Origin of the sequence: Bacillus infantis (genome assembly GCF_050107595.1) — a bacterium.
In the GTDB taxonomy this organism is placed as follows: domain Bacteria; phylum Bacillota; class Bacilli; order Bacillales; family Cytobacillaceae; genus Bacillus_AB; species Bacillus_AB infantis_C.
In genome coordinates, this window is the sequence record NZ_JBNILH010000011.1 from 1 (window position 1) to 12152 (window position 12152).

Annotated in this window: 14 protein-coding genes and 1 rRNA gene; 4 read left to right on the forward strand and 11 right to left on the reverse strand. The window is 44.2% G+C overall.

All coding sequences use genetic code 11. The features are described 5' to 3' along the window. Together ACQCVH_RS20125 and ACQCVH_RS20130 are read right to left on the reverse strand one after the other, a co-directional pair. Positions 1 to 190, reverse strand: a 16S ribosomal RNA gene (locus ACQCVH_RS20125); the annotation flags it as partial. 268 nt (positions 191 to 458) lie between these two features. Further along, positions 459 to 1331, reverse strand: a complete 873-nt coding sequence (locus ACQCVH_RS20130; RefSeq protein WP_426837379.1) for a nucleotidyltransferase-like protein — start codon at positions 1329 to 1331, stop codon at positions 459 to 461. Positions 1332 to 1625: 294 nt separating this feature from the next. On the opposite strand from ACQCVH_RS20130, the gene ACQCVH_RS20135 reads away from it, so the two are divergent. Continuing rightward, positions 1626 to 1994, forward strand: coding sequence for a YgzB family protein (locus tag ACQCVH_RS20135; protein WP_009795226.1), 369 nt, complete (start codon positions 1626 to 1628; stop codon positions 1992 to 1994). Positions 1995 to 2359: 365 nt separating this feature from the next. Here the strand turns inward: ACQCVH_RS20135 and perR are convergent, their stop codons facing one another. The 6 genes from perR to ACQCVH_RS20165 form a co-directional block, all read right to left on the reverse strand. Continuing rightward, complete coding sequence (perR, locus tag ACQCVH_RS20140; RefSeq protein ID WP_022543515.1) at positions 2360 to 2797, reverse strand: peroxide-responsive transcriptional repressor PerR; 438 nt, start codon at positions 2795 to 2797, stop codon at positions 2360 to 2362. A gap of 108 nt (positions 2798 to 2905) precedes the next feature. Further along, positions 2906 to 3457, reverse strand: a complete 552-nt coding sequence (locus ACQCVH_RS20145) for a cob(I)yrinic acid a,c-diamide adenosyltransferase (RefSeq protein WP_426837380.1) — start codon at positions 3455 to 3457, stop codon at positions 2906 to 2908. Position 3458: 1 nt separating this feature from the next. Next, positions 3459 to 4400 (reverse strand): D-2-hydroxyacid dehydrogenase, encoded by a 942-nt coding sequence (locus ACQCVH_RS20150; RefSeq protein ID WP_426837537.1) that lies wholly within the window; start codon positions 4398 to 4400, stop codon positions 3459 to 3461. Positions 4401 to 4636: 236 nt separating this feature from the next. Continuing rightward, entirely contained in the window at positions 4637 to 5224 is a 588-nt protein-coding gene (locus ACQCVH_RS20155; RefSeq protein ID WP_426837381.1) for a hypothetical protein, read from the reverse strand. A gap of 128 nt (positions 5225 to 5352) precedes the next feature. Next, positions 5353 to 5823, reverse strand: coding sequence for a thioredoxin-dependent thiol peroxidase (bcp, locus tag ACQCVH_RS20160; RefSeq protein ID WP_426837382.1), 471 nt, complete (start codon positions 5821 to 5823; stop codon positions 5353 to 5355). Positions 5824 to 5894: 71 nt separating this feature from the next. Beyond that, positions 5895 to 6299, reverse strand: a complete 405-nt coding sequence (locus tag ACQCVH_RS20165; RefSeq protein WP_426837383.1) for an ion channel — start codon at positions 6297 to 6299, stop codon at positions 5895 to 5897. A 196-nt stretch (positions 6300 to 6495) separates the two neighbouring features. Here ACQCVH_RS20165 and ACQCVH_RS20170 point away from each other — a divergent pair, with 196 nt between their 5' ends. Beyond that, positions 6496 to 6669, forward strand: coding sequence for a hypothetical protein (locus ACQCVH_RS20170; RefSeq protein ID WP_426837384.1), 174 nt, complete (start codon positions 6496 to 6498; stop codon positions 6667 to 6669). A 102-nt stretch (positions 6670 to 6771) separates the two neighbouring features. Further along, positions 6772 to 7206 carry a DUF4275 family protein gene (locus ACQCVH_RS20175; RefSeq protein ID WP_426837385.1) on the forward strand — a complete coding sequence of 145 codons (435 nt, stop codon included), beginning with the start codon at positions 6772 to 6774 and terminating at the stop codon, positions 7204 to 7206. 181 nt (positions 7207 to 7387) lie between these two features. Here the strand turns inward: ACQCVH_RS20175 and ACQCVH_RS20180 are convergent, their stop codons facing one another. Genes ACQCVH_RS20180 through ACQCVH_RS20190 form a run of 3 tightly spaced genes read right to left on the reverse strand, consistent with a single transcriptional unit; the run spans position 7388 to position 9987 of the window. Next, complete coding sequence (locus tag ACQCVH_RS20180; protein ID WP_094769927.1) at positions 7388 to 8173, reverse strand: ABC transporter permease; 786 nt, start codon at positions 8171 to 8173, stop codon at positions 7388 to 7390. A gap of 4 nt (positions 8174 to 8177) precedes the next feature. After that, entirely contained in the window at positions 8178 to 8969 is a 792-nt protein-coding gene (locus ACQCVH_RS20185) for an ABC transporter permease (RefSeq protein WP_426837386.1), read from the reverse strand. 10 nt (positions 8970 to 8979) lie between these two features. Continuing rightward, a complete protein-coding gene (locus tag ACQCVH_RS20190) occupies positions 8980 to 9987 on the reverse strand; it encodes an ABC transporter ATP-binding protein (protein WP_426837387.1) in 1008 nt (335 codons plus the stop codon). Between the two features lie 610 nt (positions 9988 to 10597). On the opposite strand from ACQCVH_RS20190, the gene ACQCVH_RS20195 reads away from it, so the two are divergent. Continuing rightward, entirely contained in the window at positions 10598 to 11893 is a 1296-nt protein-coding gene (locus ACQCVH_RS20195) for a glutamate-1-semialdehyde 2,1-aminomutase (RefSeq protein ID WP_426837388.1), read from the forward strand. Positions 11894 to 12152 lie beyond the last annotated feature (259 nt).

Genomic DNA, 12152 nt, shown 5'->3' on the forward strand with positions numbered 1-12152 from the left:
GAGGTTATGCATTATCCGGTATTAGCTCCGGTTTCCCGAAGTTATCCCAGTCTTACAGGCAGGTTGCCCACGTGTTACTCACCCGTCCGCCGCTGACTTCAGGGAGCAAGCTCCCATCCGTCCGCTCAACTTGCATGTATTAGGCACGCCGCCAGCGTTCGTCCTGAGCCAGGATCAAACTCTCCATATAAGAGTAAGATTTAGCTCTGATAAAAAATAAGATTAACGTTGACGTTTTTGTTCGTTCAGTTTTCAAAGAACAATCATTTTTACCCTGCCGCCTTGAGCGACTTTATTATCTTATCATGTGTTGTTTATTCTGTCAACACTTTTCAAAAATAATTTTTTCGGGATATTATTTAAATCCGTCAGCCACCGTGTTTTTAATGAACAACTAGCAGCGACGGATATAAATATACCAAGTAAGAAACAAAAGGTCAATACCTTTTAATGTTTTTTTAAAATAATTTTTTCGTCCGGTAATGGCGGTGATACAAACCAGGACTTTTCGTCACGATTTCAGCTGCTTCAATTAGGTGTTTATCAATCAGATATTCAAGCAGCATACTTAAATCAACAGAATAAGCACTTAGTTCAGGATGGGTGATCATTTCATTGAAGGACCAGTCTTCTTTTTCGGACATTATATCAGTCAGATGCTGAATCCCGATTTTTGTTTTTGAATGGATCAGGAATTCACTTGCCAGAAAAAGAAGCTCAAGTCGTTTTTCCATTGGCTCTTCACTGATGACAAGCTCTTCATACAACTTAAAGATTTCCGGTTCGATCTGTTTGACCTGATGCCATACAGTCACTTCAGGATGAAATCCGCTTTCAATGACAGCAAGCCGCGCCAGATGGTGGAGAGAATGAACGACATGGTTATAGGCATCGAGATAATGATTATTTTCAAAAAATGCTTTTCCATCCATATAGCGTCTTATTAGCTTCGCAAACTCCACGCCCATCTTCAGCTTTCTTCCATAGAACGGAAACTCCCTTAATTCAACCTTCAAGCTGCTTATATACTCATTTCGGTCAAAAAGGATTCTTCCATTATAAAGCCAATCAAAAATCTTCCGGTTGGAGCCGTGGAGGATCCACTCATTCAGCTGGCTTTCCTTTACGATATGAAGCGCTGCTTTTTTATCATTATAAGTATAGTGCTTCACAAAGACCGGAACCTCTGCCTCCTGGACAACGATCAGCAGGACCGCATCAAAGGTATCCGTAACAGGGACCGCTTTATTTCTTTTTTCTATGATCAGCACTCCAAGCGTGTTAGCCTGGCTTGCCCGTTCCTGATAAATAGGGCGAAGAATGTCTTCCATCATCATTCCTCCATTAATATTAGATAAGGATGCATTGATTTAAACTTCAATAATTTAGTGCGATTGAGCGTATCCTCGGGAGGCGCTATGATATTGCCTCAGCACACTATGCACTATGTCTGCGCTCATTTGCGCAAGGACCACACTTTTCTTTTATAGCTTATAGGTTCTACAGCCATCCTGGAATTCCTGCCGTAACCAAGCATTATTCGACAGAAGCATTATTCCTGCTTTGCAGATATCCTTTAGAAAAGCAAATATGGTATAGTTATACTTTGGGAGGGACAAAAAAGAATGGCAAAATATTCGAGCAAGATTAACAAAATCCGCACCTTTGCGCTTAGTCTGGTATTCATCGGCTTTATTGTTATGTATATAGGAATATTCTTCAGGACTTCACCGATTGTCATGACTATTTTCATGCTGTTAGGCATGCTCTGCATCATCGCCAGCACCGGTGTTTATTTCTGGATTGGCATGCTCTCAACAAAAACTGTACAAGTCGAGTGCCCAAACTGCGGAAAATATACAAAGATGCTTGGCCGTGTAGATATGTGCATGTACTGCAATGAACCGCTGACACTCGATCCTTCCCTCGAAGGGAAAGAGTTCAACGAGAGCTACAACAGAAAGGGTTCAAAACAGAAAAAAGCTGAGCAATAGATATGCTCAGAATAGGCCCAGCAGGGATGCTGGGTTATTTTATATATATCCGCAAAGCATCTGGAAGCTGCTGATTTCCTCTAAGGCAAAGTACAAAAGCGCAAGCGCCTTGATCACCCTTAAGGAACGCAGACTAAGAACGCCACGTCCTGTGGCAAAGTCTGCATGACCCCATCCTGGGGCCCTCAAGACAAACCTCCCAGAAAGGCGTTCTTTGTCTATTTGGGAGGTTTGTCTTGTGACCTCGAGGGGGCAGGCGCTGGAGCTGGACGTTGATACAAGAATTAAAAATAATCCACAAGACATACAATTTATAACTTCCTAAACAAAGAAAAAGCCGATAGCAGGCTATCGGCGTTACAGAATTAGTGCGCTTCCTTGCTTGCACAATCCGGGCAAGTGCCGTAAATCTCCATGCGGTGATGGCTGATTTTAAAACCTGTTACATGGGAAGCCAGATGTTCAACTTCATCTAAACCAGGATAATGGAAATCCACGATTTTACCGCAGTTTTCGCAAATCACATGATAATGATGGGTTGTAATAAAGTCAAACCTGCTTGATGCATCCCCATAGGTCAGTTCCTTTACCAGGCCAACTTCACGAAATACTCTTAGATTATTGTAAACTGTAGCCACACTCATATTAGGAAATTTTCCTTCTAATGCTTTATAAATATCATCTGCAGTCGGGTGTGACATGGAGCTTATTAAATATTCAAGTATCGCATGACGCTGCGGAGTAATACGCACTCCTGTATCCTTCAAGGTATCCAGCGCTTCTTTTAACTGTGTTTGAGCCACCGTCATGCACCTCTTTTCCAACAAAGATTCTTACTTTGTAATCTTTATAAATAGTGTACTAACTTTTTATGCTATTTGTCAATATTACAGTATGATGCCAGAGTGATTTCAAGCCTCTTCGTGAAGATTCTTCTCGTTTTCCCCCAGCTGAAGATTTACATATCTGGCCGTCACAAACAGCAGGTCAGACAATCTGTTCAGGTATGAAAGCACCAATGGGTTTGCCTCTTCAATCCGCACGGCCTCCCTTTCAGCCCTCCGCACAATCGTCCGGGCAGAATGGAAAGCGGCTCCCGCAGGATTGCCCCCTGGCAGGATAAAATTGGCAAGCTGCGGGAGTTCTGCGTCCCACTCATCAATTTTGCTCTCCATAACTTTGATATCATCTTCAGAAACCTTCCATTTGACCTCTTTCCCGGGAGGAGTCGCAAGCTCTGCACCTACATGGAAAAGGGCTGTTTGTATTTTATGGTATGTGTCTTCAAGCTCTTTTTTACCCTGGAAAAATTCACCTTTTAGATAACTAAGTGCCAAGCCGATCATCGAGTTTGCTTCATCGCAGGTCCCATAAGCCTCTACCCGCATGTCCCCTTTTGATACACGATCTCCGTATATGAGCGAGGTTGTTCCTTTATCTCCTGTCTTAGTATAGATCTTCATTTTAATACCCCTTTCCAGGATCAATTTTATTCACAAAGTCATTCCCGTTTTGTATATATGTATGAAGATTATGGGCAAAAATTTCAAAGGACCTTGAGAGGTACATGGCTGATCTGCTTGATAAGTGCGGAGTGACGGTTATATTGTCCATCTTCCAGAAAGGATGCTTTTTCTCCAGCGGTTCTGTTTCGAAAACATCCAGATAGGCATGTGAAATTTCCCTCTTCTGCATCGCATCCAGCAATATCTCTTCCCCGGCAACATCCCCCCTGCCCAGGTTGATGAAGACTGAGCTGCTTTTCATCCTGCGGAAGTGCTCCATCCCGAGCAGATGCCTTGTTTCTCCTGTACTCGGAAGCACTGAGATGAGGAAATCAGCCTCCGGTAATAGTATATCCAACTCTTCAAGGCAGAAAAGGCTGTCAATATAAGGCACAGGAGAACCGCTGCGGTTTATGCCCCAGGTTTTCAATCCAAACGCTTTACCCAGCCGGGCTATTTCACTGCCAATAGCGCCGGTCCCAAGGATCAGCATGGTTTTTCCATGCAGCTCGCCCATCTGGATATTCCGGTCCCAGACTTCATTCTCTTCATTTACAATAAGCTTCTTCGCCTTTTTTTCGTGCATCAACATCATTCCAAGTGCAAACTCTGCCATCGGAATGCTGTGAACCCCTCTTGCATTAGTAATAAGAATACCTCTTTCTTTACATTCCTTGAGCGGCATCAATTCCAGCCCCGCGGACATTACCATGATCCATTTCAGCTTTTTTGCACTCTCAATATGCGCAGCTGTCAGATCCTCCCCATAAGTAATGAAGATTTCAGCCTGGGATAAAGCCCCCTCAGCCTGCTCCATACTCTCATAAAATTCAAAATCCGCATCCGGGAAAGCATTCTCGGCTTTATCCTGCAGTTCCTTTTCCGGCTGCAGGGAAGACACTATTTTCAAACCCGTTCCCTCCTTCGTTTTCTTCATCATATCACCCGAAGGATGTTTTTACATTTTTCAATCGATCATACCCGCTTCTACTGATACCAAAACTTCTCCATCGGGTGCTCCCTGTTCTTCAAAAAAAAGAACAGACCCTGTAAGGATCTGCTTCAAAGTATCTGAGGAGGTATGCCCTAATAAAATGATATTCAAAACTTGTTTAAATGAATGGACATCAGCCTTTGTTATGTTAAATTGGGCCAGACAGCTGCCCTTTTATATAGAGGGTCCGCCACTTGCGAGCTCTCCCAATAATGATGGAGATGCCCCTCGTATACCAAAGACAGTTGGGGAATGCTGGCAATATCATCAGGCCTGATCATTTCACAGCATTTATCGAATGTATGTATCCCGCTTTTTGTAAGAATGGTGGACACAAATTGCGAGCAGGTGAATGCATGGGCCCTTTGAAATTTTATCCCAAAGATAATGCCGATGCACCCGAGGAGATTATATTTATACTTCAGCGGATCTTCCTCGAATTGCAGGATCATTTTCCGGATTTCTTTATACTGTGAATCTGAAACCTGCAGGCAGTAGACCGCACATCTTGTATTTCGCTTATGCTTGAACACGCCTCGATCAACCCGTTCCCTAATGAACCCAGCTGAAAAAGGGTTCATATAGCTGCGCCTTCCGAAGCTGAATAATTGATTGAACTGCCTGTCCAGTGCAATGGAGGAATGATTATATGGAGCTCTTGTATAACACTTAATCAGTCTTGAAAATATAGTTCCTGTATCTGTCAGCAGGATATAAATACATTTGCCCATCACTTATCACCTAATATCCATTTTTGGAAAATTTAACCCTTAGTATATTAGACGAATGGGCTGGGCAAATCACTACACTTAAAATAAAAAAAAAAAGATTGGATACAAGTAGTATCCAATCCCATCATTCATGAAAGCTGCTCTTGTACAAAAGCAAGCGCTTCTTCGACATGGCCCTTCACTTTGACCTTCCTCCATTCCTTCACCAAATTCCCTTCTTTATCAATGATGAAGGTGGATCTTTCAATCCCCATATACTCTTTGCCAAAATTCTTTTTCAGCTTCCAGACATCATACGCTTCGGCAGCTTTATGCTCTTCATCTGACAGCAGCATGAATGGCAGTCCATATTTTTCAATAAATTTTCCATGCCTGCCCGCTGGGTCAGGGCTTATACCGATGATCACAGCATCCGCTCCCTGGAACTCCTCATGCTTGTCCCTGAAATCGCATGCTTCTGTCGTGCACCCTGGCGTCATATCCTTCGGGTAGAAATACAGAACCACATTTTTGCCCCGGAAATCCGACAGCCTTACCGGCTTTTCATCTGCCCCAGGCAGTTCAAACTCCGGAGCCTGTTTTCCAAGTTCAATCTGCATATTAATCCCTCCATCGATGATATAACATAAGCCTATCCAAAATCTGACGCAAACACAAATTCGGGATGCTGTCAGGGCTCTCTGTCGAATACGGCCCTCGCTACAAATGCTGCAGGAATTGTGTAGCCGATCAATGCCTCAAGGACGGCGATCATCCTGCCGATCCCTACAGGGGAAATATCGCCATAACCTACTGAAAAAAGGGTAACAGCACTGAAGTAGAAGCCTGTCTCCAGCCTTTGAAAAAATGTCCCTCCTTCCGCTTCCGCGCTTTCCCGGAGAACCTGGGTACCGTTCTGCTCTATTAAAACGTAAATAAGCCCAAAGCCAATCATGACCGTCATATATATAAAAGCCAGATACAGAAAATTTTCAAACGAAACTCTTTTCCCGCGGATCTTATGGGGGATAAACAGTGTCCGCAGACTCATCAATACACAGAAGGCAATCAATATCAGCGAAAGATAAAAGACCAAATCAGACCCTCTTCTCCTTTATACTCCCTAGATTTATACGCTTTAAACAGGGCCTGTATGCCGGCTTGTCTATTTAAGTGCAGTTCCAGAATCATCCTGGTAAAATTATGAATATGCACTTTAAAAGTGAAAGGAGTTATTTATGTATCTGTTGCTGTCTATATTGCTAGCTGCAATTTTAGGATGCCTTTTACTGATGCTGAACCCATTATTTGCAGGCATTATCGCTTTCGGGATCATTGCCGGCACTTTGTTCAGAGCGTTTTATATGCTTAATAAAATTAATAAAACACTTCCCAGGCAGCCGGACAAAGTAACGGAAGCTTATCAAAATTATCTGAAAGATAAAGATTCCCATCGGGCTGACTAACAGAGTGACAATGGTTTCTGTCCCTCTTGAAATTAAGATGCTGATACCTAAGATAATTGCCTTTCTAACTGAATTTGGCCAGAAGATATTTAGAGGTGTTAAATGGATATAGTAGACAGGTTTAGACAGAAAAATATTAAGATACTAGAAATACCGAAATGGGGACCGTACTTACGAAAAGAATGGGAAAATAATTTCGCCAGTCATCTAAATGAGAAGGAAAAAAAAGCTATCCATTTATTAGATGAGGGGGGTTTTGGCGGCTATCTGTGGCACCTTTTCAGTTATAAAAAGAAGGATTGTCTTGAAGGTGAAAATGCTAAAAAGGCTTTCAACAGTGCAAGGAAAAATAAAATCTATGTCTTCTTCCAACATTCTGATTTCGCATTGCTGCTTGAAAATGCTTCAACGCTTCATACCGAGGACTTAATTGATGAGATCGGCACAGATATGTATATTGTGGATAAACAATTTCGTTGGACTTTTATACTAACACACGAAACAGGTTGGCTCGGTCCTTATTTTAGCCGGAAATGAAAGATATAGATAAGATATATAACAAAAAAACGCTTGGAGATCCAAGCGTTTTTTTTGTATTAATTTACTTGTCATTTTCCGTCCAAAACTAATGAGATTTATTATGCTGATTAAACTGTTTTTTAAAGTGATCTCCACATTATCGGAACTACCTAATTTAAGAGGGTATGTTTTTGCCATTCTAGTTTCCCGCACCGCGGTATTTCTTCACGCCCTGATTCCAGACGATGATGGACAGGCAGAAGAATACCAGACCGATGACTGGCGTCAGGAAAGAATAGACCAGCCATTCATGTTTCCCAAGAAAATAGGCCGCCGGATAGACACCGACAAATGCGAACGGGAGAATCCAGGTAAGCACAAAGCGGATGGCGCCATTGTATATGTCCACCGGATACCTTCCATAATTCCCGATATTGTACATCATCGGCATGATGGAAGTTCTTGCGTCCGCCCAAAAGCTGATGCATGCAATCAGGACAAAGATCCCGGCGTAAACCATAACGCCGCCTAGCACAAGCAGAATAAACAAGAACGGGTCATACCAGCTTATGCTGAGTCCAAGCTGTTCACCCGCATAAAACATAATGACCAGTCCAGTTACAGCTCCAAACAGCGATTCCAGCTCCATTCTTTCCAGAACGATCTGGAACAGGCTATGGACAGGCCTGGTCAAAATCCTGTCAAACTCCCCTTTTACGATATAACGTTCATTGAAATCCCAAATATTGAAAAAGGAAGAAAACAGGGCATATGGAACAAGAAAGAATCCATAGATAAAGATAATTTCATCCCTGTTCCAGCCGCTCAAATAGCTGGTATGGCCAAAGACAACCAGAATAAAGATCAAATTGACTGCCTGAAACAGCAAATCGGATACAACCTCAACTGCCAAATCTGCCCGATACTCCAGCCTTGTTTTCATATACTGAGACACATATTGGAAAAAAATCGAAATATAAAACAAGCTGTTACCCTCCTTGAATGACCATCTGCTTTTTCGCCGCGGTCCAAAGTGCCTGTATCGGAATGATGAGGATCAGCACCCATACTCCCTGAAGAAGCAGACCATTGATAGCTTCCCCATGTGTGAAGCCATTGGTGAAAATCATGCTTGGAATATAGCTGATGCCCTGGAAGGGAAGGAATTTCAAGATATCCTGCGCCCAGACAGGGAAAAAGGAAAGAGGGATCAGCAGCCCGGAAAACAGATCGATCACAACTCGCTTGGCCCTGATTAAGCCTGTATTATTATATAAGAAAAATGTCGTAATCCCTGTCAGCAGATTTAATTGGGTATTGATCAAGAAACTGAGCAGAATGGATACTGAAAACAGCAGCCAGGTAGCAGGGTCTGCCGAAAATTCAAGCGGGAAGATAAGGGCCACGATCACCATCCCGGGAACAGAGAAAAAGAACAAACGGAATATCCCTTCCCCCAGCCCCTGCATGGTCTTCATCCCAAGATAATTGTATGGCCTAATCAGCTCAACCGCTACCCTTCCTTCCTTTATTTCTGCAGCCATTTCCCGGTCGATATTATTGAAATAAAAGGCCCTCGCCATCCAGGCAACAGCTACATAAGTGGTCATCTGCAGGACGGAAAGGCCCTCAATGCTCTCTTTCCCTCCATAAATAGCAGTCCATAAAAAATAATAAGCTCCGATATTAATGCTGTATATCAGAATACCTGTATAATAATTCGTCCGGTAGGCGAGCATCATTAAAAAACGGATCCGGATCATTTCTGCATACTTATCCATTGCTGCCTCCTTATGCCATGCCTTTATCATATATATTGCGGATGATTTCTTCGGTTGATGTCTCCATGATTTTAATATCCCTGACCTTGTAGGCCGAGACTGCCCTTGCAATCAGCGCAGAAATGACTTCCTCTTTATCCTCCGCAAAGGCAGTAAATGCTTCGTCCTCTCCATTTCTCTGCCATTCAACGGGGAGATCGGCCGTAAGCTCTTCCAAGGCTCCCAATTCTGCCTGCTCAAGAAATTCAAACCGTATTTCCTTTCCTTCAGCCCAGGTTTCCTTCAGGCTCTGCAAAGCACCGTCGTATATGATGCGGCCTTCATCAAGCATGACAACCCGCTCGCAAAGCGCTTCAATGTCAGAAAGGTCATGGGTGGTCAAAAGAATCGTCGTATTGTATTTCTGGTTGATTTCTTTTAAAAACTCACGGATTTTCAGCTTAACCAGGACATCGAGACCGATCGTCGGCTCGTCGAGAAATAACAGCGGCGGATTATGGATCAGGGCCGCCGCCAGCTCGCAGCGCATTCTCTGTCCAAGCGAAAGCTTGCGCACCGGCTTATCCAGGAGAGGCCCGATATCAAGTGTCCTGATAACATGGTCCATATGGCTGGCATAATCCTCATCAGATACTTTATAAACCTTTTTTAAAAGCCGGAACGATTCCTGAACGGCAATATCCCACCACAGCTGGGATCTCTGCCCGAACACAACCCCGATCGTCTGGACAAATCTCTCCCGGTCCCTGTGCGGATTCATCCCGTTGACAGTCACCTCACCGGAAGTCGGCTCCAGGATGCCGGTCAGCATCTTGATGGTCGTCGACTTTCCCGCTCCGTTTTCTCCTATGTAGCCAACCATTTCCCCCTGCCTTACTTGAAAGCTGATATCGTTGACAGCAGGGACAATCTTATAATTTCGCGTAAACAGATCACGGAAGGCCCCTTTAAGGCCGGCCCTGCTTGAATAGGCCTTAAACTCCTTGCGCAGGCCATTTACAATGATGGCATCCTTCATGTTTTCCTCCAATTCAATCCCTTTTTTACAAGGGCATATATTTCAAAACAATCAAGGCATCCAGTCCTCTCTCAAAGCCGGCACCCTAAAGAATCATTTTAGCCAAAGGAGATCTTTTATACAAATAGCCTGCACGCATCTTTCCAGGCTGATTCCCATTTGGCGTCTTTCCAGGAGGGTTATCTTCACCAGGGGGGCTTACGGGAAGTTTAGTCCCCGCTCTCCTTCCTTTTTCCTAACTTTCTTACTATGAGCGCGGGGCTATTACTGCCCGTTAAACTGCGGCATTGGGTTACTTCCCCTTGGACGCCTTCCCAAGGGGTTAGTTGAACCAGCCGGGCTTTACGGGCAGTTTAGTCCCGCTCTCCTTCCTTTTTCCTAACTTTCTTACTATGAGCGCGGGGCTATTACTGCCCGTTAAACTGCGGCATTGGGAAACTTCCCCTTGGACGCCCCTCCCAAGGGGTTAGTTGAACCAGCCGGGCTTTACGGGCAGTTTAGTCCCGCTTTCCTTCCTTTTTCCTAACTTTCTTACTATGAGCGCGGGGCTATTACTGCCCCTTAAACTGCGGTAATATAAAGGAGGAATTACGCCTTAAGGAGGAAGAAAATGAATTTCTCAAATTCAGAACGCATACATGAAGAAGCACTGAAACATATTGTGGGCGGAGTTAACAGCCCTTCCCGCTCTTATAAAGCAGTCGGCGGCGGAGCTCCTGTTGTGATGGAGCGCGCGCAGGGAGCTTACTTCTGGGACGTCGACGGAAATCAATATATCGATTATCTGGCTGCATATGGCCCCATCATCACCGGCCATGCACATCCTCACATTACAGAAGCGATCAAAAGAGCAGCCGAAACAGGGGTCCTGTACGGAACACCTACCCCGCACGAAGTAAAATTCGCCAAGATGCTGAAGGAAGCGATGCCGGGCATGGAAAAGGTCCGCTTCGTCAATTCAGGCACTGAGGCCGTCATGACCACGATCCGTGTGGCAAGGGCGTACACAGGAAAAGACAAAATCATTAAATTTGCCGGATGCTACCATGGCCATTCCGACCTTGTCCTTGTAGCTGCAGGCTCGGGGCCGTCCACACTTGGAACGCCGGATTCTGCCGGCGTGCCGAAAAGCATCGCCCAGGAAGTGATCACGGTCCCATTCAATGATATCGAACCATTTAAAGAAGCGATGGAAAAATGGGGAGACGAGATTGCAGCCGTGCTGGTTGAACCAATTGTAGGAAATTTCGGCATAGTTGAACCAAAGGAAGGCTTCCTGGAGCAAATCAACGAAATCGCCCATGCAGCAGGCTCCCTCGTCATATATGATGAAGTCATAACAGCCTTCCGATTTATGTATGGCGGTGCCCAGGATATGCTTGGCGTTCAGCCTGACCTGACAGCGATGGGCAAAATCATTGGCGGCGGGCTTCCGATCGGCGCTTACGGCGGCAAACTGGAAATCATGGAAAAGGTGGCTCCATTAGGCCCAGCTTATCAGGCAGGGACAATGGCAGGAAACCCGGCTTCCATTCTTTCGGGAATCGCCTGCCTTGAAGTCCTCAAACAGGATGGAGTCTATGAATATCTTGACAGGCTTGGCCAAATGCTTGAAGAAGGCATACTGGCAGCAGCGGCTGAGCATGGGGTCCAGATCACCATCAATCGTCTGAAAGGTGCGCTGACCATCTACTTTACGGAAGAAAAAGTAGAAAATTATGAGCAGGCAGAAAACACAGATGGCGAGACTTTTGCGCGTTTTTTCAAGCTGATGCTTGAACAGGGGATCAACCTGGCGCCTTCCAAGTATGAGGCCTGGTTTGTAACCATTGCCCACACCGAAGAAGATATACACGCGACTCTCCATGCCGTCAACCATGCATTCAGCATAATGAGCGGAGAATAATTATACAGTTTTTTATGCATAAAAGGAGCCTTAAGCGGCTCCTTTTTTAATATAGTTCATATTGAAAACGTTTACAAAACAAGATGTTTAATCAAAATACTCATATTCCACTGCCCATTCGCCATCCAGAGTTTTGTATAATTAATTGATTTCTGAAAATTCTTATGATATGATTGAAATACTAATTTTCGAAAAACTCACTTTTGTATCTTATAATTTCTTGAAAAATGAAAAGACCCACCCTGTCTTATTTTCCCCT